A 21,153-nucleotide genomic window follows, 5' to 3' on the forward strand; every position below is an offset into this window, starting at 1 on the left:
GTAGGGCGGACGTCGTCGGCGCGCTGTAGGGGGCCTTTCCGGCGATCGATATTTTGCGGCTTGTCGCCGGCTTGGCCTGATAACGGATAGGTTCAGGCTCTGGAAGCCCGTCACTTGGAGCGCGTTCACTTCGTTTGTGAGCATGCTCAATGAGCGCCAGTGCGAGCGAGCAAGGCGTCGATGGCGGCCATGGAAGTATCATAATCGTCGAGCGCCTCCCGAGAAAGGGCAGGGGTGTCCTTGCCTCGATCAACGACAGAGCGAGCCTCCGCTTTGAGGCGGACGGAGAAAAGATCTGCGCCGGCCGTTCTGGTCCGATGTAGCAAACCACTCTTCTCAAGCGTGGAAAGCATCTTTCGGGTTCCGAGCCGTGAGGCGCCGATGATCGCTTCGAGCTGAGCCCCGCGCAGTTGTCCAAACCCGGCAAGAATGCCAAAGATCGTCGGTGCTCTGGACGTGTTGCGATGACATAGCTGTCCATCGACTATGGTCCGAACGGCCACGTCGGCATCCTTCAATGCGGCGATCAGGCGCTCAGCGCTGTGGCGTAACGCTGCTGCAACCTCTGAGACCGGATCGGGCTGATCCAAATCGTCCACGTTTTCGGTCATGGGCTTGACGAGGCCGGGGAAGGGCAGGGGCACCGACATCAACCCCTGTGCGAACAGGCGCTCACCCCAGAGCAGGTCGAGCGCCCAAAATGGAGGTCTCGGTGGACGCGAGACCAAGTGTCGCGGTTTCGCTCCGATTGGTCCGCGAGGCAGGGAAGAGAAGATTGGTTCCTGATGTGTGAAGGTCACATCGGCTCCGATCGCGTCGTGAAGTTCGCAAAGTTCCGCGCTGGGGTCAGGCTCTTGCCGAACGCCAATGCTGGTCAGAAGAGATCGGGCGACCGCGAGGACAGCGTGGACTTCCTGATGGGCATCTTCGCTCGAGGTTGCCGTCTCGAAATGATCGGCGGGCGCAAGCAGGGCCGGCAACATAGCGCGCGCCAACTCGGCCATCGGTGCCCAACCGCTGTGGTTTAGTGTCGCCGGCCAAAGAAGGCTGCAAGCAGCATAAATTACGTAAAAACAACCAGATACATCAAAGGTATCGCAGCATTCAATGACGCACGTGCGAATCTATTTGCGCACTGTGCCATAATAGATGACATTGAGCGTGAAATTTCTGGTGGAATTCAGCACCATGATTGCACGCAAGCCGCCGCCTTCGGCTCGTCGTTCAGAAGCTGCATTGGCAACAGGCACGGCGCTGTATCCAGCGTTTCGCCAGTACGTTCCGCTTGATGCGCCTTTGACGGCGCAGGCAGTCGTGGCAATTTCGACCGTAACCGGACTCAAGGAACGACGAATTCGCGAACTCGCCCGGCGATTCCGAGATCACCCCGTCGCAGAATCGTTGGCGTCGTTGCCCAAAGGACCCAAACCAGGAAGCCGACGTGGTGGCCCAACCGTGCTGGCTGCGATCGACACGCTCATCGGCGAGATTCACTTGCGCAAGGCCGGCGCGAGCATGAAGGAAACTGCTCGTCAGGTTCGCGGACTCCTAATCGCCGACAACGGCGATTATCGTTTTGAAGCCAGTGAAGTGCCAAGCGAACGCAGCATTGAGCGGGCGATTGCGGCGATATCGGACCCGGTACGGGCACGCACCATGATGGGCTCGAAGACGCGCAGTGCACATGAGCCGCACGCGGGTGAGTATTTAAGCCGGGGCTTCCTGGACCTCGTTCAGATGGATCATACGCGGGCCGATGTAATCCTTGTCGACAGCGTGCAGCGCAAAGAGCTGGGGCGCCCTTGGGTGACCTTGCTAATCGAAGTGCGGACCCGATGTATCCTTGGCTTCTATGTGAGCTTTGGGGATCCCTCGATATTTCGATGCGGGCGTGCGATCGCCAATGCGATCCTGCCAAAGCATAGCCTTTTGCAGGCGTTACAGCTTGATGTCGACTACCCAATGCATGGGCTATTCAAGCGGCTACACGCTGACCATGCGGCAGCACATCGTGCACAATCCTTCCGGTCCGCGTGCCTTTCCCACGGCATCGATCCGGATGTCAGGCCACGTGGCCCCGCGCATTTCGGTGGCCATATCGAGCGCCTGATTGGAACGATGATGGCCAAGATGCGCTTGTTGCCCGGTGCGACGGGAGCAAACGCCACCAAGCGCGACGGTTATGACGCTGGTGCGGCCGCTGCGATGACCATCGATGAGTTTGAACGCTGGTTTGTTCGGGCAATTTGTCTCTATCACGCCGAGCCGCACGCCGGCTTGGGCGGCTGTGCGCCGGCGCAGGCTTGGGCCGAGGAGGCGAGGAGCCAAGGGCCTTTGGTTCCGCTCGGCCTCGACGAAACGGCTCTCGTCCGCCGTTTCCTGCCATGGGTTGAGCGAACGGTGAAGGCCTACGGAATCCAGATTGGCTATCGTCGGTACTGGCACGCCAGCCTTGCATCGCGGATCGGCCAGAAAGTCATGGTTCACTTCGACGAGCGCACCATCCAGGAGGTCTATCCGGAAGTGGAGGGTGGCTTCGTCTCAGCAGCGGTTGTCGGGCATTATCCCGATGTCAGCCTGGCGGAATGGGAAGCGGCGCGGAACGAACGGTTCCGGGCCGGCAGGGCCTATCAGGATAACGGTGCGCGCGCCGAAGCCGCGCGCCTGATCCATGCCAATCGCAGCGATGTTCTCTCTGCAACTGCGAAGACCCGGCGCGCCCGTGAGGCCCGAAAACGAGCGGAGCGCGAGGGAACATCCCATACACGGGCACCGGCGCGAGCCACGGCAGAACCCGCGTCGAATTGGCTTCCCGTGGCGGAGTTGGGGGAAGATACATGGCTGAAACGGATCGAATGACTGCCCCTATGTCTGGCGGCTCGGCGCTGTCGCAGGCCTTCTGGATCGATTTCGATGAAGCCCGCCAGCATGTCGAAACTCTGGTCGAACTTGCCCATGACGAACCCGACGAACGGCCGACCTGTGTGGTATTGGTCGGGCAGTCGGGCATGGGCAAAACCTCGATTCTGCGCGAGGCCCAGCGCCGGATTGCCCACGATTTTCCCGAGCCGCTCAGCATTGATGATGCCCGCTATCAACCGATGCTGCGAACCGTCATCCCTTCGGGTTCGACCGCCCTCAAGATCAACCTGACCCTGCTGTGGAAGCAAGGCTGGCCGATCACCGGAAAGACCCACCGCATTGCAGACCTTAAGGTCGTCGAACTCTTGCGGCGTCAACACACCCGGCTCATCGGGATCGACAATGTTCATGCGATCCTCACCGCCAGCGGGAGAGCGCGCCGCGATACGCTTGATGCGTTCCGCTTCCTAATGAGCGAGGGCAATGTACCGATGGTGGTCGCAGGACTCGACGTCGCCGCCGATATCTTTACCGAGGACGTCGAGCTTGCCTATCGCTCGATCATCTTGCGACTTAAGCCCTGGCCACAGGGAGCGCCGACGCAACGTCTCATTCGGGTACTCGGGCAGGGGATGGGACTGATCGAGCCGGATCGCCTTGCCGAGCCGGAGGTCGCCGGTTTTCTCTGGGAGCAAAGCCTTGGGGTGACCGGAAACTTCAAGCGCCTGCTGCACTGGGGCCAGAAAGTGGCGTATCGACATGGCAGAGCGCGCGTGGAATTCGCGGATATTCGCGAGGCGGCGGTGTTGCTGCCGAACTATGCGGCGCGATGACCGTACTGGCGTTGGAGCCGCAGCCGCTGGCGTTCCGGGTCCGCCCGCAGGCCGACGAGTGCTTTGATTCCTGGATCGATCGGGTTGCGGCCGCGCACGAAACCACGCGACCCGCGCTGTTTCGGCACCTTGGTCTTGAAGCGGCGATTGCCAGCCTGGATCTGGCCCGCGGCACATGCGGCTTGTCCAATGAGCAGTACTTCGCCGTGTATCAAGTGATTGGTCAGTTGGCCTGGGCGGTTGAGATTGAGGTCCAACAGATCGAAGGAACCTTCCTCAACGTCGAGGCTTCGGTGGTTCTGCCGCGCCGCCAGCGCCGATATGTCTGTCCGCTCTGCTGGCAGCAGGCCCTGCGGGATGGCCGGGCCCCAATCATCCGCAAGGAATGGATCTTGCGCATGAGCTGGCGGTGCCAAGTGCACGCTCTCCCGCTCTGTGCACTGCCGGTGGCGGATGGAGCGATGTCGGAGCAGGCTGTCGGTTCGTGGCTGAGCGGGGCGGTGGCCCGCGCAGAGAGTTTGCGCTGGAAGCTCGGGGCTCATCCGCGCTTGGTCGAATGGAACGCCGAGGGCGTCGACACACTCGTGCGGGCAAGCCGCAAGCGGTTCAAGGGGGAGAAGAAAGCCTATGTGGATCGCTTTCAGGCGAACCTGTTTCACTTCGCACACGATCGGATCGCGATGCTGGCACTGGCGCACAGCCGGGTGGGCAAGGCGACGTGGGGATTCGAGCGATTGGTGGCGCTGGAATTGCCCGGGCGTCCAGGGCGAGAGGTGATGACACTGCAGCCGCCGAAACTGCCACCGCGTCGCTGGCGCATCAGCAAGGGCAGTCTACGGCCGGGTAGTCATGACGCTGGCGTGCTCGACCTCGTGCTCGCGTATGCCCATCTGCGGGTGCGCCGCGATGCCTAGGCTCAAGTTGAAGCCCAATTTGGCCGATTTCCCTCGTGAGGGTGCCAATCCGGGGCCGCCTTGGTGGCAGAATGGGCGATCATGTCGAAATCTGCCCTGAGAAGCTGGTGGAGCGCATTTACGGCATTTGCATACTCCGGGCAGCCCGAGGCCGGCTTTCGCGCTGCAAGGGGCGTTTCCGGCGGCCTCATAATTGCCATGCTATATCAATTGTTTATAGTCGAACCAGCGAGATCGGGCCCGCCAAGGCCCGCAATGCGGGTGTCGAACTCGGCCAATTCGGCATCAAACGCTGCAAGGACCGAATCCAGCGTTGGTGAGGGGGCAGGCACTAGACGGGGGCGTCCCCGCATCGGAGCGACCAAGCCGAGCGAGACGGCGATGTCGGGGGTGACATAGGAGCGCCAGGTTCCGCGCCCGGATATTTCGACCAGCAGGCCGAGGCGGGTCGCGCGCTCGAGTAGCTTGCCTGCGCCCGACACGGTGAGGTCGAGCCGGGGGGCGAGTGAGCGAGCGGCCAGGCAGGGACGGGTGAGGGCGAGCCGGCCAAGGTCGGTAAGTTTGCCGGAACGATGCTGCGCGCTGATTGCCGCCGCGCTGCGCTGCACGGCATTTTCGAGCCGTTCGAGCCGGGTCAGACCGTCCTCGGCGCTGCGGCGCAACTGCTTCAGCAGCCGCTTGAGCAGGGCAGGGCGGTCACCCTGCACAAAGCGCTGACCGGGATCGCCCGTGACGAGGCAGGGCAAGGTGCGCTGCGTTAACCCCATGCGCCGCAGAACCATCGGGAGCGCCAGCCACGGGGTGATCGTGCGGTCGCGACGTGCCCAGTCATCGAGCAGCGCGAGCGCGCGAGCGAGGGCAGGGGCTTCGTCCCACCCTGTGGGCAGATCGAAGCTGAACGGCAAATCCTCGCGCCAGTGCCTGCCCTCCTCCTCGGCGAGCCGGTTCCGCCAAGGTTCAAGCGCGGAAAGTGGAGCCCCCGCCGTTTCGAGACGCGGCCTTCCGGCCAGCTGAAGGCCACATTCCCGCGAAATAATATCGATTTCCTCGATTTCGAATTTCTGCAGCTGAAGCGCGCGGGCATAGCCCATCCAGCTGGCGCGCAGGTGCCAGGCGGGAGCCGGAACAGTGGCCGAAATCCGCGCATCGAGCCGCCCAATCGCGCTGCTGGCGTCAGCGATTGCGCTCACCAGATCGGGCGTCCAGGCGAGCGCGCAAAGCGGCAGGGGAGGGTGGTTCATGGATCAGTAGTAGACGTAAAGCAGACTTTCAGTCCACATGCCTTTTGTCGGAGTGTTGATAATGGTAACTTATCACCACTAGGAATTTTCGGAAATTGCGCTACCTTTGCGCAAACCATGACGGAAAACCGCCCCTTTCGCGCTCTGGAGTGCCCTGCAGCGCAAACCGAAGCGGTGTTTATCGACGTGCAGGCGATCGCCGGCGCCGCCATGACCGTGGATGCGGCTCTCCTCGACACGGTGCTGCGCGCGTGGTCGTCCAACACCGTCCGCGCGTTCCGCTCGGATCTGCGGCTGTGGAGTGCTTGGTGCCGGAGCCGGGGTGTGCGCACCGGCGCCGCATCAAGCGCCGACGTCACCGCCTGGATCCGCGCGCTGGCCGGGATCGACGCCTCAAACCTCAAGGTGAGGGCTATGGCGACAATCGAGCGCTACCTTGTCAACGTCGGCTGGGCCTATCGTATGGCCTCGCTGCCCGATCCTACCGCCGCGCCGGTAGTCCGGCTCGAAACCAAGGCGGCACGCAAGAAACTGTCGATGCGCCAGCGTCAGGCCCGCGCCATCCGCTTCAAGGGCGACATCGCCGATCTCGACAGCCCGGCCTCGGGGGTCTGTCTCACGCATCTGCTCAAGGCCTGCCGGCGCGACGCTCTCGGCCTTCGCGACGCGGCCTTGCTGCGGATTGCCTATGACACTGGAGCGCGACGCTCCGAACTGGTGGTGATCGAGGTCTCACACATCGAAGGACCCGATGCCGACGGCGCCGGCGCCCTGTTCATCCCGACCAGCAAGACCGATCAGGAAGGTGAGGGCGCCTATGCCTATCTCTCGCCGGCGACGATGGAGGCGATCGCGCGTTGGCGGGCCAATTCAGGCGTCCGCAGCGGGGCGCTGCTGCGCCGCGTGATCACGCACTTTGACGGCTCGGTTGACCGGATCGGCGACGGACCGCTCCATCCCAATTCGATAGCGCTTATCTATCGCAGGCTTGTGCGTAGTGCCTGGGAGAAGAAGCTGTTGGGGCAGATGGGCGAAGAGCAACTCGAGAAGGTCATTCGCGACATCTCCTCGCATTCGATCCGCGTTGGCGTTGCACAGGACAACTTCGCGGCAGGCGAAGCGCTTCCCGCAATCATGCAGGCCTATCGTTGGCGTGATGCGCGCACGGTCATGCGCTACGGCGCCCGGCTCGCAGCCAAAAGTGGGGCGAGCGCGCGATTGGCCAGGCGCCTCGGGCAAACGGACTTAGCCGTCAGGGGCGAAAATTGATGCTGGTCTTCGCGTCCTCGATCAAGTCCAGAGCGCGCTGAAAGAGCGTGGGGTCGCCTGCGGTCATGACTTCCAGTGCGCGGTGCTTTTCGCGAAGGTAGACTTTTGCAACCCCCGGATTGCCAGCGACGATCGACTTCGTATTGCTGATGAAATCGGCAAGCTTCACCGTTTGGGCGTCGGGGGAGATGGTGCCTAGTCGTGCGGCTTCCGCCGTCTTGCGGGTGGCCCTGTTTCCTTCGTGGCACTGATCGGTCAGTTCCATCACCAGGCGCGCCACGGCTTCGCCGAATTCGCGTTCCACGTCTTCGCGGGTGACCCCGGTATCCTCGATGTTGTCGTGAAGCAGCGCTGCGGCCAGCATTTCATCGGTGTGAGGAACGCTGCGAACGATTTCCATGACCTCGATGGGGTGAGTTATGTAGGGCTCGCCGGTGTATTTGCGGACATGATTGATGCTCGCGCGCGCGTCGGTTGCAAACTGCCGAGCCTTTGAAACGAGCGGTGATTCCATCGAAGCGGCTCTCGCGCGGGGAGGTGGACGAATTTTCGGGCGGATACGTTTTAGGCGCGTTCCGTTCGAATGACATCACGCAATGTTGTCGGGTAATCTGAAGCAACAAGGTGGGAGCATCGAGCCCTGCAAGAAAAAGGCCTCCCCTTGGTTCGTGTCCCCATGCAGTCTATTCTGACGAGCAAGGGGCCATCCACTGCACGCCACTGCGCTCTACTTTGGCGTCCGACAGCGGTCGGCCTCGTCGACGATGACGAGGGGGCAGGCGATGCGGGCGGCGTCATGGGTGATTTCGTCCTGCGAGCCGCCCGCGACCGTCAGCCGGGCATAGCCCAGCTTAATGAGGTTGAGGCCCAACACCGCGTCGATCGTCTTGGGCGTGTTGCTGACCGACACGGTGTAGAAGACGGCGCGGCAGCGAGCGACCTTTTCGCCAAGGAGCGCGGCAATGGGACGGAGCGCGGCATATTCCCCCAGGTCGGGGAAGCTGGAAAACTCGCGCGCCGATCGCGTCTTTCCGACGCCCGGCCGGCCATGACACACGCCGATATAGCGGTAGTGCGCGCAGGCTTCGGCAAACTCGACGAACCGGGCATGTTCGCGGGTCGCCAGGAACGGCTGCTCGACCAGGAACTCAATCGTCAGCGGCGTAGAGCCGGAGCCCTCGGTAGGTGGTGGGCCGGGAAGCCGTATCCTCTTGGTCGCCATCGAAGGTCTCCGTGGGGGCAGGCACCTGCTTGTCGCGCTCCTTCGCGCCGCGCCGGGCGCGCTGGATCGCGCGCAACGACGGGTGCCCAGCGTGCTCGGAGCTGAGCGCACGGCAGACGAACCGGCCCTGGTGGTAGACGTGGATCTCGGTCAGGTCGCGGGGGTCATAGACCGCCTCGACCTGCTCGCCGACGAAGGCCGCGAGCGTGGGTTCGACATAGCGCCTGCCCATCAGACGGATGCCGTCGCGCAGCACTTTACGGGGCTTGGGCACGTGCACGAGCAGCATGTCGAGCTGTTCAAGGCTGTCGGGCATTGCGGGCAGGAACCCGCCCTTCTGCCAGCGCGTGATCGGCGGTTCGCCGGTGCTGCCATGCGGGCGACGATGATAGACGCCGCACACGAACGCCTCGAAGCGGGCGCGCAGCTCGTCGAGCGTGAGCACTGGCGCCGACAGCGGCTTGCCCGCGATCAGGTGGCCGGGCAGGTCGGGCAGGAACATGTCGTTGATGGTGCGGAACAGCCGCTCGATCTTGCCGCGCCCGCGAGGACGCCCCGGCAGCGAATGGATGAGGCGGATTTTGAGGGCGATGCACGCCTGCTCGATATGCTCGGAGATGAAATCCGAGCCGTTGTCGACGTAAAGCTGTTCGGGAATGCCGCTGACGATCCATTCGGGATTGGGCTTGCGCCAGATCGCCTGCCGCAAGGCGAGCGCCGTGTTGAGGGCACTGGGGGCATCGAGGCTGAGGAAGTAACCGGCGATGGCTCGGCTGTGATCGTCAACGATGACGGTCAGCCAAGGACGCACCGGGGTTCCGGCATCATCGAGCACGAGAATGTCGAGAACGGTATGATCGGCCTGCCACATCTCGTTCGAGGTCGCGGCTTCGCGCCGATGCACTAGCTCGTGCTGGTCGCGGTAGACGGCCGGATCGGAGGCTGCGGCGATCTGGCTTGCCGGTATCGCCCTGACGACACGCGCGACGGCCGCATAGCTGGGGGTTCGGTGTCCATGCGCGATGGCGAGTTCCTGCACCTTTCGGTGAATGGCGGCGACCGGGGGTCGCGGGCGCTTGGTGGCGAGAGTGCGGGTCAGTTCGACCAGATGTTCCGGCAGGTGCAGCCTGCCCCGATCGTTGCGCGGCAGACGCGCGAGACCGGCAAGTCCTTCGGCACGGTAGCGCCCGAGCCAGCGCTGCAACGTCCGCTCGCTCAGCGTGCCGGTGCGGGCGAGGTCCGCGAGCGGGATGCCATCGGCGAGGTGCGGTTCAAGGACGCGGTAGCGCTCGATCGCCAGCGGCGGGACAAGCGCCGGATGCGTCACCGCCGACGGTCCGTGTCGCAGGTAAGGAAAACGGAGATTTGCCTGCCCATCGCCATGCGAGTCCGCTCGCGTTGCCAAACCGGCCTGTTCGACGTAAATCTACCCGGTAAAGAAAACTAGGGCAACATAGACCTGCCGATGACGACTTTCTTCCCAAACCGCGCCCGATCGGGGCGCCACCGGCCCTACGCATGAAAATCGGTTACGCTCGCGTATCGACCGCCGAGCAGAACCTGGACCTCCAGCGTGATGCGCTGAAGGCTGCCGGCTGCGAGAAGGTCATCACCGACAAGGCCTCCGGGGCGACTGCCGCTCGCCCTGGATTGGAAAAGGTGAAGGAGCTGCTTCGCGCCGGCGACACACTGGTGGTCTGGCGCCTCGACAGGCTCGGCCGCTCGCTCCGTGATCTGATCGGATGGATGACCTACCTCGACGAGGAAAAGGTCGGGCTGCTGAGCCTGCACGAGGCGATCGACACGACCACCACGTCGGGCAAGCTTACCTTCCACCTGTTCGGGGCATTGGCGGAGTTCGAGCGCAACCTGATCCGCGAGCGGACCCAGGCCGGTCTCACCGCAGCCCGCGCTCGCGGCAAGAAGGGTGGCCGGCCGGCCGCACTCGGCAAGGACAAGCGCGACCTGCCCGTCAGGCTCTACCACGAGAACACGATGCCGATCGCCAAGATTTGCTCGATGCTCGGCATCTCCAAGCCAAAACTCTACGCCTATGTGCGATCGGCCGAGACCAAGCCGGTAGCCGCGTAGCGACGCTCGCCGACAAATAGCGCGATCAGAATGCCGCCACTTAGCGCGAGCGTTTACACCGTTCGCGGTCCCGATCGGCCCAGCGTCCCCCGGAACCGTTCGTTATCGGGAAGGCATCTAAGCGGTCTGCACCATCCTTCATCTAAAGTTCTCCAAGCGCTTCTGAGGATTTTCGGGCGCACCAAAAGCACTTGCTCCTCCAGTGGCTGGAGCATGTAACCGCAATTTGCTCTCCTGCGGACGGGGGGCTGGAGGTGGCTTTTTGACGGCCCGTGTTGAAGCAATCGGTATGTCTCGACGCTCATTAGTGGCGCGGCTGGTGGCCTGTGGAACCGGCTTGGTGCTCGGTTCTCCAACGCTCGCGCGACAGACTTCCCGGTCTGCGGGCTCGTGGAACTTCGGTGCGGCTCACCTCGAATGGGAGCCGCTGGAAGTCGGCACGGGTGATACCCTCCTTGTTTCGGCACAAGTGCGCGGAGTGCCGGTGCGGGCGGTGCTCGACAGTGGCAGCGGCGCGTCGATCATGAGCACGGCGCTCGCGGCGAAGCTCGGCTTGAACGATGGTGAGCGGCGCATGATTAGCGGGCTGAGCGCCAAGGCCCCGGTGCTGCTGGTCCGCGACATCGACGTACAGCTCGCCCGCGAAACCCGTCGCTTACCCTTTGCCGTCGTTGGTGATCTGAGTTCAGTGTCGGCGGCCTTCGGACGACCGATCGATATCCTCCTCGGTGCCGATATGTTCACGGGTAGCTGCATCGCGCTCGATTTCGCGAAAAGGCGTATGGCGGTCGTCAAGTCAGGCACGTTTCTCGCCGGTCCCGACTGGCGCGCTGTCGCGCTCGGGCGCGGTGCCAAGCAGGAGCTGTTCATTCGAGCTTCCGTCTCGGGTTTGCCTCCCGTGCCCTTGATGATCGATCTTGGCAGCTCGGCCGCGCTGATGCTCTCGTCGGCCTATGCCCGCGATCAAGGGCTGTTGAACGGGAAGCTCGTCTCGACCGCGGCGATCGGCGGCGTCGATGGTGTGCGTATCAACGATGCTTTCACGATCCAGAACATCAACATCGAAGGGCTTGGCGTCTCGAACGTCCCCACACTCGGGATGAGAGCTTGGCTCTCCACCAGCACGGTTGGCAATGTCGGCCTACCGCTGATCGCTCAATTCGACGTGGTGTTCGACGTGACCGCCGGATTCGTGTGGCTCCGGCCACTCGGTCCTCGTCGTCGCCTGCCGATGCTGAAGGACCGTAGCGGCCTTGGCCTCGCAGCCTCACCAACGGCGCTCACCGTTGTTCATGTGGCGGCGAACAGTCCCGCGGAAAAGGCTGGCTGGGCGGTCGGCGACCGGATCGTGGCGGTGAACGGCCATTCGATCGATGCGAACTATACGCGTGGGGAGCTCTGGCAAGTGCGCTCCCGGCCTGCTGGCACCCTCGTAAAGCTGACGATGGCCTCGGGTGATGTGCGCGAGCTCAGGCTGGCCGATTATTATTGATCGGCTTGAGGGTGGCCTTTGCCGATCGCCTTCATGATCCGACAATCGGCCATGCGCGCCTTGGTGCAGCTCTGGCTGAGCATTGCCAACTCATCCCGCAACACCGCGAGTTGCGCCAGTCTCTCCTCCACATCCTTGAGGTGCTGAGCAGCGATAGCTGAGGCGGCACCACAATCCTGGTCCGGGTTCTGCGCCAGCCCCATCAACGAACGGATCTCGTCGACGGAGAAGCCAAGCCGGCGACCGTTGCGGATGAAGTGCAAACGCTCAATGTCACTGGCATCGTAGGTTCTGCGACCCGACGCCGTGCGAGGGGCGGATCGGAGCAACCCGATCGACTCATAAAAGCGGATCGTCGTCACCTTCGTCGAGGTCTCGCTGGCGAGCTGCCCAATCATCACCGGCTTCATCATGCCATCCTTGCTTATGCGAACGTGTCGCACATTTCGCTTGCTTCTACAGCGACTGGAGGTGGTAAGGAAGGCCGCATGAATGCTTCTACCGAAAGCTGCGGGTGCCACGGGGAGCCCGCGCGCGCGCAAACCGATCCGGCCTATCGCCGTGCGCTGCTGACCGTCGTGGTGCTCAACCTCGGCTTCGGAGTCGCCGAGCTGTTCGGCGGGTTCATCGCCGATAGCCAAGCGCTGAAAGCGGATTCCCTCGATTTTCTCGGGGACGGGTCGATCAGCCTTATCGGTCTTCTCGCGCTTGCCTGGTCCGCACGGGCGAGGGCAAAGGTCGCGCTGACGCAGGGGTTGTTTCTCGGTGCGCTTGGCGTGGGCGTAATCGGTTTCGCGATTTGGCGCGCCCTGAACGCAACCGCGCCCGATGCCGAACTGATGGGCACAATCGGCGTTGTCGCGCTCGCGATCAATGTCGTGTCCGCCTTGGTGCTTGCGCGTTTCCGGGAAGGGGACGCCAATGTTCGCGCGATCTGGCTGTTCAGCCGCAACGACGCGCTCGCCAACGTGGCGGTGATCGCCGCGGCCGGTCTGGTGGCGTGGACAGGAAGCGCCTGGCCGGACCTCGCCGTCGCCGGCCTCATCGCCCTCCTGTTCCTCCACTCCGCTTATGAAATCGTCACTGGCGCTCGGCGCGAATTGGGAGAGCGGTAGTGCGTCTGCTCGCGTTGATCCGGGCAATGCTCTCGTTGCGGCTGCTCTCCGCGCTCGCGGCGCTGCTGATCCCTGCTGCGGCAATCGCCGAACCCGGCGACGTGCAAACCGCATGGCGGCTGCTCGACTATATGGCCGTCGATTATGGCGGCGCGGTCGCCAACGGTCGGATCAAGAGCACGTCGGAATATGCCGAGATGACGGAGTTCGCCGCGTCGGTCTCGACACGGCTTCAGGGCCTGCCGGCGAAGCCGGAGCGTCAAGCCCTCATCCAGCGGGCTGCCAACCTCCAGGCGGTGATCGCGGAAAAGGGACCGACTGAACAGGTGGCAACATTGGCGCACGGGCTCGCGGCCGATCTGTTGCGCGCCTACCCGGTGCCGCTCGCGCCCGATAAGGCTCCGAACCTCGTCTCCAGCGATGCACTGTTCCGACAATCCTGCGCGTCCTGCCACGGGATGACGGGCAACGGCCGTGGCCCTGACGCCGCCAAGCTCGCTACGCCCCCGATTGCTTTCACCGATGCCGAGCGCGCGCGCCAGCGCAGCGTGTTCGCGCTCTATCAGGTGGTGACGCAAGGCATCGACGGGACCGCGATGCAGAGCTTCGCCGATCTGCCCAACGATCAGCGCTGGGCGTTAGCATTCCGAGCCGGGAGCTTCGCCTTCACGGATGCGCAGGCGCGCGAAGGCGAGCGGCTTTGGAAATCCGACCCGACCCTTCGCCGGCGCATTCCGGACCTGAAAACCCTGGTCGCGCTCACCCCGGCCGCGCTCGGCGCGGCGATCGGCGACGCCAAGGCTGACCCAGTGCTCGCGTTCCTGCGTCGTCATCCCGAACAGGTGATACAACAGGCTCCCGGCTCGCTCGCGGTCGCCCGCGCCAAACTCGCCGAAAGCGTGGCGGCTGCGCGGCGCGGCGATGCGCGCATGGCGAAAGAGCTGGCGCTGTCGGCCTATCTCGATGGGTTCGAGCCGATCGAGCCAACACTCACCGCGCGCGACGCGACGCTGATGGGTCGAATCGAGGGCGCGATGGGGGAGTTCCGCGCCTCGATCGACCGGGGCGCGTCGCCCGATGATCTCGCGGAGAAGGTCGCAGTACTGGGCGGCCTTTTCGACGATGCGGAAGCGGCGCTCGCGCCTGATGCCGCCACCGAAGCGTCCACGTTCCTGGGCGCGTTCACGATCCTGCTGCGTGAAGGGCTCGAAGCCCTGCTCATCGTTGTCGCCATGATCGCGTTCCTGCGTAAAGCCGAGCGCGGCGAGGCGCTGCGGTACGTGCATGGCGGCTGGGTCAGCGCGATCATCGCGGGCGGGATCACCTGGGCGGTCGCCACCTATGCGATCGGGATCAGCGGTGCGAGCCGGGAGCTGACGGAAGGGTTTGGCTCGCTGTTCGCCGCGGTCGTGCTGCTCTCGGTCGGGATTTGGATGCACGGCAAGGCGCAGGCCGATCAGTGGCAGCGCTATATTCGCGAGAAGATGTCGCGGGCGCTCTCGGGCGGGTCGGGCTGGTTCCTGTTCGGGCTGGCGTTCGTCGTAGTTTATCGCGAGGTCTTCGAGACGATCCTGTTCTATGCCGCGCTTTCGGCGCAAGGTGACAACGGGATGCTTCTCGCGGGGGCCGGGTCGGCGATTGGACTGCTCAGCCTGATCGCTTGGGCCATGCTTCGCTACAGTCGCAAGCTGCCGATCGCGCAGTTCTTCCGCTATAGCTCCTGGCTCATGGCGGTCCTGACCGTCGTGCTGGCGGGTAAAGGCGTCGCCGCGCTCCAGGAAGCCGGCCTTATCAACATCGCACCGCTCGCGGACGTGCCACGGCTGTCGATGCTCGGCGTGTTTCCCACTTGGCAATCGGTGCTGGCGCAACTCCTGATGGCGGTCGCCATTGCGGTCGGGTTCGCCTGGAACGGGCGCGACCGATCCCGCTCGGGTTCCGGCTCAGTGACCCTTGGTTCGAATTAGTGCAATGACATGAAAACCCTTCCGTGATAGAGGCAAGCTAGTGCGAGCCTTTTTGCCTTTCCTGACATGCCTGATGCTGGTCCTGACCAGCTTCTCCGGCATGGCCCATGCCGCCGATCTGGCGGGGGGAAGCATCGCGGGCGTTGAGTTCACGGTCCATACCGCCGGTGACATCGATCAGGTGCCATCGGACTCGGACAAGAATGTCCCGCATCATCACAATTATTGTCACGGACACGACGTCGGCGCGCCTGCGCGCACGACGATGGAATATACCCCCGTCCTCACAGTGCCCAAGCCGACAATCTCCGCCTCTGCGTCGCTCGACGGCCGCACCGGCATGGTCCATTTGAGGCCCCCCCAAGCCTGACGTCCGATTTGGGCGTGCGTTGGCGCGCCCCTGTCGATCATCGTCAGGAGTCCTATTTTCATGAATCGTATCCTCGCGGCCATGCTGGCCGCAGCGTCTTGCGCCACGATGGCGCAGGCGCAGGTCGGACCGTCCGCGCCTGTTGCGCAGGATGCGCCGGTCTACACGCTTGACCAAGCGGTCAGTGCAGCGGGCGGTTCGGCCCCTGCTGCGGAAGCGGCGACAGCTGGAATCGACGCGGCCCGTGCAGGTCGCACAGTCGCCGGCTTGCGGCCCAATCCGGTGGTTCAAGGCCAAGTCGAGAATGTCATCGGCTCCGGGCCGTATCGGGGGGTCCGCAGCGCGGAAACCACGGTCGGCTTTGCGATCCCGATCGAGCTAGGCGGCAAGCGCGGCGCCCGCGTCGCGGTCGCCAATGCGCAATTGTCCCGGGCCGAGATCCAGGCCGCGATCATCGCGGCGGATGTCCGGCTTCAGGTAACGCAGCTCTATGTCGAAGCGGTCGCGGCCGATCGCCGGGTAATGACAGCCCGCGATCAGGCCCGGATCGCCAGCGACGCGCTGCGGGCCGCGAGCGTTCGCGTGCAGGCAGGGCGGGCATCGCCACTCGAGCAACAGCGCGCGGATGTCGCGCGTATCAATGCCGACGCCAATGTGGAGCGGCAGCTTCGCTTGGCCGAGGCGGCCCGCGCCAATCTGGCGCGTCGGATCGGACGGCCGATCGACGGCCTGCTCGATGACACGCTGCTCGATCGCCTTCCCGATGTGAACGTCTATGGGCCGTTGGCACCGGTCAACACGACCGGCACACTCGCGCTGGCGGCAGCCAACGCGGATTTCTCCATTGCCGAAGCCGGCGTGCGGCTCGCGCGCGCCAATCGCGTGCCTGACCTGAACGTCGGGCCGTCGATCCGCCGCCTGGAAGCGACCAACGACATGGCGGCGGTGTTCAGCGTGTCGATCCCGATCCCGGTGTTCAACAATGGTCGCGCCGCGATTGCGCAGGCGACCGCGCAGCGGACCCAGGCGGATGCGCAGCGCCGCGTGACCGCGCTCGACATCGAACAGGCGATCACGGACGCGCAGGCGCAGGCGGCCAATGCCGCAACGACGGCTCGTGCGGCGTCGGGGCCGGCGCTGGCGGCTGCACAGGAGGCCGCCCGCATCGCGCGGATCGGCTATCGCGAGGGCAAGTTCGGCCAGCTCGAATTGCTCGATGCTGAACGCACGCTCGCCGAAACGCGGGTCGCCGCGATCGACGCGCTTGCCAATTACCAGAATGCCCGCGCGCAAGTGGAGCGACTGACCGCTCGTGCGCCCAATGGGGGGAATCAGTGATGAAGAGCTTTTATCTCGCGGGCGCGGCGTCGCTCGCCCTGCTCTTGGCTGCCTGCGGCGGCAAGGATGGCGGAAACGAGGCAACTGCCGAAGGCGCAGCTGCCAATGAGACGGCAGCGGGCACGGAAAAGGGCGGTGCTGAAGGCGGTCATGCCGGTGAAGGCGTCGTCACATTGGGTGCCGACCAGATCGCCACAGCGGGCGTCCAGGTCGGACGGCCGATCATCGGCGGGGCCGGGACGATCGAGCTGCCCGCGATCATCGAGGGCGACCCACAGGGAACGCAGGTCGTCTCGGCCGCAATTGCGGGACGCGTGGTCGCGCTCACCCGTAACCTCGGCCAATCGGTCGGACGCGGCCAGACCATTGCGGTCATCGAAAGCCGCGAGGCGGCGCAGATCAAGGGCGAGGTCGAGGCGGCGCGGGCGCGGCTTCAGCTCGCTAATTCGAACCTCGCGCGCGAACAGCGGCTGTTCGCGCAGAGAGTCTCCCCTGAACAGGATCTGATCGCCGCCCGCACAGCGGCGACGGAGGCGCGGATCGCCCTGACGCAGGCGCAGAGCATGGTTTCGGCGGCGGGTGTCGGCGGCGGCGGGCTCAACCGGCTCGGCATTGCCGCGCCGATCTCGGGCCAGATCATTGCGCGCCCCGTGACGCTGGGACAAACGGTCGCGGCGGATGCCGAACTCTATCGCATCGCCAACCTGAGCCAGGTGTCGATCGCGCTTAATCTCAAGCCCGAGGATGCGGGCCGGGTGCGTCCCGGCAATACGGTGCTGGTGAAGGCGGCAGGCCGTCAGGCGACCGCCCGCGTGACCTTCGTGTCGCCGGCGCTTGATCCGCAGACGCGGCTCGTGCCTGCGCTCGCCACCCTCGACAATCGCGGTGGCGAATGGCGGGTCGGCGAGCCTGTGACGGCAGCCGTGCAGCTCACGGGCAGCGGCGGGAGCGGGGCGGTCCGCGTGCCGACGACGGCGGTCCAGAGTTTCGAGGGCAAGTCGGTCGTGTTCGTGCGCACGCCCACCGGCTTCAAGGCGACCCCGGTCCAGCTCGGCGATGCGTCGGGCGACACGGTGATCGTCCGGTCGGGCCTGACCGGCAACGAACAGATCGCCACCACCGGAAGTTTCACGCTCAAGGCCGAGATCGGCAAGGGCGAAGCGAGCCACGAGGATTAAGCCATGATCGCCCGTATCGTAACCTGGGCGGTCGAGAAGCGCTGGCTAGTCCTGCTCCTCACCGTCATCGTCGCCGCCATCGGCGCCTTTTCCCTCTACCGGCTACCGATCGACGCGGTGCCGGACATCACCAACAATCAGGTCCAGATCAACGTCCGCGCGCCTGCCCTCTCGCCCGAGCTGGTCGAGAAGCAGGTGTCGTTTCCAATCGAAACCGCGCTCGCCGGCACCCCCGGCCTGGAATATACGCGCTCGTTGAGCCGCAACGGCTTCGCGCAGATCACGGCGGTCTTTTCGGACGCGACGGACATCTATTTCGCCCGCCAGCAGGTGGGCGAGCGTCTGCGGGGCGTGCAAGAGAATCTGCCCGACGGCGTGAACCCTGAAATGGGTCCGATCGCGACAGGCCTGGGCGAGGTGTACATGTACACCGTTCGTCTCGATCATCGCGAGGACGACAAGCACAAGCCCGGTGAACCGGGCCAACAGCCCGATGGCAGCTACATCACGCCAGAGGGCGAGCGACTGACGACCGAAGAGGACAAGGCGACCTACCTGCGCACCGCGCAGGACTGGATCGTGACGCCGCTTCTGAAGACCACACCGGGCCTCGCCGGTGTCGACTCGATTGGCGGTTACGCCAAGCAGTTCCTCGTCGTGCCCGACGTGCAGAAGCTGGCCTCGCTCGGCATCACGCTGACGGACCTGGGAAATGCGCTGGAGCGCAATAACACCAGCGTCGGCGGTGGCTTCGTCAATCGCAATGGCGAAGGTCTGGCTGTTCGCTCGGATGCGCTCGTTCGCAATGCCAGCGAGTTGGCCAGGACCGTGATCGCGACACGTAACGGCGTGCCGATCACGGTCGAACAAGTTGCGACTGTGAAGACGGGTCAGGCGATCCGCATGGGTTCGGCATCGGAGAACGGTACCGAAGTCGTCGTCGGCACGGCGATCATGCGGATCGGCGAGAACAGCCGCATCGTGTCGACCGCGGTCGCTGAGAAACTGAAGACGATCAACGCTTCGCTGCCTCCTGACGTCGTAATTCAGCCGGTGCTGAACCGCACCGAGCTGGTCAATTCGACGATCAAGACGGTCGCGAAAAACCTGTCCGAAGGCGCGGTGCTGGTCATCGTCGTGCTCTTCCTGCTGCTCGGCAACTTCCGTGCGGCCCTGATCGCGGCGTTGGTCATCCCGATCACCATGATGCTGACAGGCTTTGGTATGCTGCGCGCTGGGGTCTCGGCCAATCTGATGAGCCTTGGGGCTTTGGACTTCGGTCTGATCGTCGACGGCGCCGTCATCATTGTCGAAAACGCGCTGCGCCGGCTTGCCGAGCAACAGCATCATGAAGGCCGATTGCTCAGCGTCAAGGAACGGCTCGCGACCGTGGCAGCCGCTGCGCGTGAGATGATCCGTCCCTCTGTGTACGGGCAGGCAATCATCATCCTCGTCTACGTACCGCTGCTCACGCTGACCGGCGTGGAGGGTAAAACGTTCGGACCGATGGCGCTGACCGTCATCATCGCGCTCGCCTTCGCCTTCATCCTCTCTCTCACCTTCGTGCCGGCGATGATTGCGATCTGGCTGTCGAAGAAGGTCGAGGAGAAGGACGGCCGCATCATCACGTGGCTGAAGAAGCGCTACGAACCCGGTCTCGACCGGGCCATGAAGCGCCCGACGCTGACGATCGGTGCGGGTGTGGGAAGCCTTGTGGTGGCGGCGCTTGCTTTCACTACGCTCGGCTCGGTGTTCCTGCCGCAGCTCGACGAAGGCGATTTGCTGATCCAGTCGCTCCGCATTCCGGCAACGTCGGTCCAGCAGAGCCAGGCGATGCAGGTGCCGATCGAGCGGATGATGTCGAAGCAGCCGGAGGTGCAATTCGTCTATTCCAAGACGGGCACCGCCGAGCTGGCGGCCGACCCGATGCCGCCGAACGCGACCGACATGTTCGTCATCCTGAAGCCGCGCAAGGATTGGCCGGATCCTGAGCTTCCCAAGGAGGAGCTGGTCAGCCGGATCGAGGGTAATCTCGCGAAGATTCCGGGAAATGCCTACGAGATCACCCAGCCCATCCAGATGCGCTTCAACGAGCTGATCGCCGGCGTGCGCGGCGACATCGCGGTGAAGGTGTTCGGGGACGACTTCAACCAGATGAACCGGACGGCCGAGCAAATCGCGGCGGTGCTGCGCAGAACGCAAGGCGCAGCGGACGTGAAGGTGGAGCAGACGACCGGTCTTCCCATGCTCGACATTCGCGTCAACCGCGACGCGATGGCGCGGTTGGGCGTTACGGCTCAGGATGTGCAGGACACCGTGACTGCGACGATCGGCGGGCGAACATCGGGCCAGATCTTCGAGGGCGACCGTCGCTTCCCCGTGGTGATCCGCCTGTCGGAGGCGCAGCGTGCCGACATCGGCCTGCTCCAACAGGTGCAGGTGCCGGTGGCAGGCGGCGGCTATGTACCGCTGTCCAGCGTCGCCGAGATCAAGGTGGTCGATGGTCCGAACCAGATCAGCCGCGAGAACGGCAAGCGGCGCGTGGTGGTGCAAGCCAACGTGCGTGGCCGCGACGTCGGATCCGTCGTGGCGGATGCGCAGGCGGCGATCGGCAGCCAACTCCGGCTGCCTGCCGGCACCTATCTCGAATGGGGCGGCCAGTTCGAGAACCTCCAATCGGCAAGCGAACGGCTGAAGCTGGTCATTCCGGCTTGCTTCATTTTGATCCTGCTGCTCCTCTACGGGGCGTTGGGATCGGTCCGCGACGCCGCGATCGTGTTCACCGGCGTGCCTTTCGCGCTGGTGGGCGGCGTCCTGTTGCTGTTCCTGCGGGGCATGGACTTCTCGATCTCGGCGGCAGTGGGCTTCATCGCCCTCTCGGGCATCGCGGTCCTCAACGGCCTCGTCATGGTCAGCTCGATCCAAGATCTGATCCGATCAGGGATGAGCCGCGAGGAAGCCGCGCATGTTGGCGCGATGCAGCGTCTGCGACCCGTCATCATGACCGCGCTAGTCGCCAGCCTCGGCTTCGTGCCGATGGCGCTGGGCGAAGGCGCCGGCGCAGAGGTTCAAAAGCCTTTGGCGACGGTCGTCATCGGCGGTCTGATCTCGGCGACGCTTCTTACGCTGTTCGTGCTGCCGACACTCTATGCCCGGTTCGGGCAGAAAGTGATCGAGAAACCCGAGCACTACAATGAGGAGCATGAAGGGGACGACCACGGTCAGACCTTCGTGAACAACTTGGCCTGATGGATGGGCGGG

The 21,153-nt window shown here is 64.2% G+C and carries 18 protein-coding genes; 12 read left to right on the forward strand and 6 right to left on the reverse strand.

Annotated features, from left to right (window positions below):
* Nucleotides 1-146: 146 nt before the first annotated feature.
* Nucleotides 147-1,004, reverse strand: coding sequence for a hypothetical protein (locus tag L284_RS41335; RefSeq protein ID WP_021235283.1), 858 nt, complete (start codon nucleotides 1,002-1,004; stop codon nucleotides 147-149).
* Nucleotides 1,005-1,161: 157 nt separating this feature from the next.
* Between L284_RS41335 and L284_RS0124650 the strand changes: the two genes are divergently transcribed.
* The 3 genes from L284_RS0124650 to L284_RS41345 are packed head-to-tail and all read left to right on the forward strand — an operon-like array spanning nucleotide 1,162 to nucleotide 4,609.
* A complete protein-coding gene (locus tag L284_RS0124650) occupies nucleotides 1,162-2,859 on the forward strand; it encodes a Mu transposase C-terminal domain-containing protein (protein WP_235054488.1) in 1,698 nt (565 codons plus the stop codon).
* The gene (locus L284_RS41340) at nucleotides 2,838-3,695 is read left to right on the forward strand and encodes a TniB family NTP-binding protein (protein WP_031342813.1); all 858 of its coding nucleotides are present in this window, start codon (nucleotides 2,838-2,840) and stop codon (nucleotides 3,693-3,695) included. The genes L284_RS0124650 and L284_RS41340 overlap by 22 nt, the downstream gene beginning before the upstream one ends.
* Nucleotides 3,692-4,609 (forward strand): TniQ family protein, encoded by a 918-nt coding sequence (locus L284_RS41345; RefSeq protein ID WP_021235287.1) that lies wholly within the window; start codon nucleotides 3,692-3,694, stop codon nucleotides 4,607-4,609. The genes L284_RS41340 and L284_RS41345 overlap by 4 nt, the downstream gene beginning before the upstream one ends.
* Before the next feature lie 206 nt (nucleotides 4,610-4,815).
* Here the strand turns inward: L284_RS41345 and L284_RS41350 are convergent, their stop codons facing one another.
* A complete protein-coding gene (locus L284_RS41350) occupies nucleotides 4,816-5,850 on the reverse strand; it encodes a hypothetical protein (protein ID WP_021235288.1) in 1,035 nt (344 codons plus the stop codon).
* A 117-nt stretch (nucleotides 5,851-5,967) separates the two neighbouring features.
* On the opposite strand from L284_RS41350, the gene L284_RS41355 reads away from it, so the two are divergent.
* Complete coding sequence (locus L284_RS41355) at nucleotides 5,968-7,119, forward strand: tyrosine-type recombinase/integrase (protein WP_021235289.1); 1,152 nt, start codon at nucleotides 5,968-5,970, stop codon at nucleotides 7,117-7,119.
* Here L284_RS41355 and L284_RS41360 read toward each other — a convergent pair.
* From L284_RS41360 to L284_RS41370, 3 genes are all read right to left on the reverse strand, one after another.
* On the reverse strand, nucleotides 7,103-7,633 hold the full coding sequence (locus tag L284_RS41360; protein ID WP_021235290.1) for an HD domain-containing protein: 531 nt from the start codon (nucleotides 7,631-7,633) through the stop codon (nucleotides 7,103-7,105). The two genes, L284_RS41355 and L284_RS41360, sit on opposite strands and share 17 nt — an antisense overlap.
* A gap of 213 nt (nucleotides 7,634-7,846) precedes the next feature.
* On the reverse strand, nucleotides 7,847-8,341 hold the full coding sequence (locus tag L284_RS41365; RefSeq protein ID WP_021235291.1) for an AAA family ATPase: 495 nt from the start codon (nucleotides 8,339-8,341) through the stop codon (nucleotides 7,847-7,849).
* On the reverse strand, nucleotides 8,268-9,668 hold the full coding sequence (locus L284_RS41370; RefSeq protein ID WP_004212864.1) for a Mu transposase C-terminal domain-containing protein: 1,401 nt from the start codon (nucleotides 9,666-9,668) through the stop codon (nucleotides 8,268-8,270). Before L284_RS41370 ends, L284_RS41365 begins: the two co-directional genes overlap by 74 nt.
* 191 nt (nucleotides 9,669-9,859) lie before the next feature.
* Here L284_RS41370 and L284_RS41375 point away from each other — a divergent pair, with 191 nt between their 5' ends.
* Nucleotides 9,860-10,432 (forward strand): recombinase family protein, encoded by a 573-nt coding sequence (locus tag L284_RS41375; RefSeq protein ID WP_009824027.1) that lies wholly within the window; start codon nucleotides 9,860-9,862, stop codon nucleotides 10,430-10,432.
* A gap of 289 nt (nucleotides 10,433-10,721) precedes the next feature.
* A complete protein-coding gene (locus tag L284_RS41380; RefSeq protein ID WP_013039112.1) occupies nucleotides 10,722-11,924 on the forward strand; it encodes an aspartyl protease family protein in 1,203 nt (400 codons plus the stop codon).
* Here L284_RS41380 and L284_RS41385 read toward each other — a convergent pair.
* Nucleotides 11,918-12,334 (reverse strand): MerR family transcriptional regulator, encoded by a 417-nt coding sequence (locus L284_RS41385; protein ID WP_004212867.1) that lies wholly within the window; start codon nucleotides 12,332-12,334, stop codon nucleotides 11,918-11,920. The two genes, L284_RS41380 and L284_RS41385, sit on opposite strands and share 7 nt — an antisense overlap.
* Before the next feature lie 78 nt (nucleotides 12,335-12,412).
* On the opposite strand from L284_RS41385, the gene L284_RS41390 reads away from it, so the two are divergent.
* From L284_RS41390 to L284_RS41415, 6 genes are all read left to right on the forward strand, one after another.
* A complete protein-coding gene (locus tag L284_RS41390; RefSeq protein WP_004212870.1) occupies nucleotides 12,413-13,039 on the forward strand; it encodes a cation transporter in 627 nt (208 codons plus the stop codon).
* Nucleotides 13,039-15,006 (forward strand): cytochrome c/FTR1 family iron permease, encoded by a 1,968-nt coding sequence (locus tag L284_RS41395; RefSeq protein WP_004212871.1) that lies wholly within the window; start codon nucleotides 13,039-13,041, stop codon nucleotides 15,004-15,006. The genes L284_RS41390 and L284_RS41395 overlap by 1 nt, the downstream gene beginning before the upstream one ends.
* Nucleotides 15,007-15,079: 73 nt before the next feature.
* Nucleotides 15,080-15,376, forward strand: a complete 297-nt coding sequence (locus L284_RS41400; RefSeq protein WP_007406840.1) for a hypothetical protein — start codon at nucleotides 15,080-15,082, stop codon at nucleotides 15,374-15,376.
* A 60-nt stretch (nucleotides 15,377-15,436) separates the two neighbouring features.
* Nucleotides 15,437-16,714 (forward strand): TolC family protein, encoded by a 1,278-nt coding sequence (locus tag L284_RS41405; protein WP_013039111.1) that lies wholly within the window; start codon nucleotides 15,437-15,439, stop codon nucleotides 16,712-16,714.
* Nucleotides 16,714-17,892: an efflux RND transporter periplasmic adaptor subunit gene (locus L284_RS41410; RefSeq protein ID WP_004212877.1), complete on the forward strand. Its 1,179-nt coding sequence runs from the start codon at nucleotides 16,714-16,716 to the stop codon at nucleotides 17,890-17,892. Before L284_RS41405 ends, L284_RS41410 begins: the two co-directional genes overlap by 1 nt.
* 3 nt (nucleotides 17,893-17,895) lie before the next feature.
* Complete coding sequence (locus tag L284_RS41415; protein WP_004212878.1) at nucleotides 17,896-21,141, forward strand: efflux RND transporter permease subunit; 3,246 nt, start codon at nucleotides 17,896-17,898, stop codon at nucleotides 21,139-21,141.
* The last annotated feature ends 12 nt before the right edge of the window (nucleotides 21,142-21,153 follow it).

It is taken from the genome of Novosphingobium lindaniclasticum LE124 (genome assembly GCF_000445125.1).
GTDB classification, from domain to species: Bacteria; Pseudomonadota; Alphaproteobacteria; order Sphingomonadales; family Sphingomonadaceae; genus Novosphingobium; species Novosphingobium lindaniclasticum.

Coding starts and splice junctions, on each gene's coding strand:
- L284_RS41350 (WP_021235288.1), bottom strand. CDS start 5,850: ATGAACCACCCTCCCCTGCCGCTTTGCGCGCTCGCCTGGACGCCCGAT.
- L284_RS41380 (WP_013039112.1), top strand. CDS start 10,722: ATGTCTCGACGCTCATTAGTGGCGCGGCTGGTGGCCTGTGGAACCGGC.
- L284_RS41340 (WP_031342813.1), top strand. CDS start 2,838: ATGGCTGAAACGGATCGAATGACTGCCCCTATGTCTGGCGGCTCGGCG.
- L284_RS41400 (WP_007406840.1), top strand. CDS start 15,080: ATGCTGGTCCTGACCAGCTTCTCCGGCATGGCCCATGCCGCCGATCTG.
- L284_RS41375 (WP_009824027.1), top strand. CDS start 9,860: ATGAAAATCGGTTACGCTCGCGTATCGACCGCCGAGCAGAACCTGGAC.
- L284_RS41385 (WP_004212867.1), bottom strand. CDS start 12,334: ATGAAGCCGGTGATGATTGGGCAGCTCGCCAGCGAGACCTCGACGAAG.
- L284_RS41405 (WP_013039111.1), top strand. CDS start 15,437: ATGAATCGTATCCTCGCGGCCATGCTGGCCGCAGCGTCTTGCGCCACG.
- L284_RS41335 (WP_021235283.1), bottom strand. CDS start 1,004: ATGGCCGAGTTGGCGCGCGCTATGTTGCCGGCCCTGCTTGCGCCCGCC.
- L284_RS41345 (WP_021235287.1), top strand. CDS start 3,692: ATGACCGTACTGGCGTTGGAGCCGCAGCCGCTGGCGTTCCGGGTCCGC.
- L284_RS41360 (WP_021235290.1), bottom strand. CDS start 7,633: ATGGAATCACCGCTCGTTTCAAAGGCTCGGCAGTTTGCAACCGACGCG.
- L284_RS41365 (WP_021235291.1), bottom strand. CDS start 8,341: ATGGCGACCAAGAGGATACGGCTTCCCGGCCCACCACCTACCGAGGGC.
- L284_RS41415 (WP_004212878.1), top strand. CDS start 17,896: ATGATCGCCCGTATCGTAACCTGGGCGGTCGAGAAGCGCTGGCTAGTC.
- L284_RS41390 (WP_004212870.1), top strand. CDS start 12,413: ATGAATGCTTCTACCGAAAGCTGCGGGTGCCACGGGGAGCCCGCGCGC.
- L284_RS41410 (WP_004212877.1), top strand. CDS start 16,714: ATGAAGAGCTTTTATCTCGCGGGCGCGGCGTCGCTCGCCCTGCTCTTG.
- L284_RS41355 (WP_021235289.1), top strand. CDS start 5,968: ATGACGGAAAACCGCCCCTTTCGCGCTCTGGAGTGCCCTGCAGCGCAA.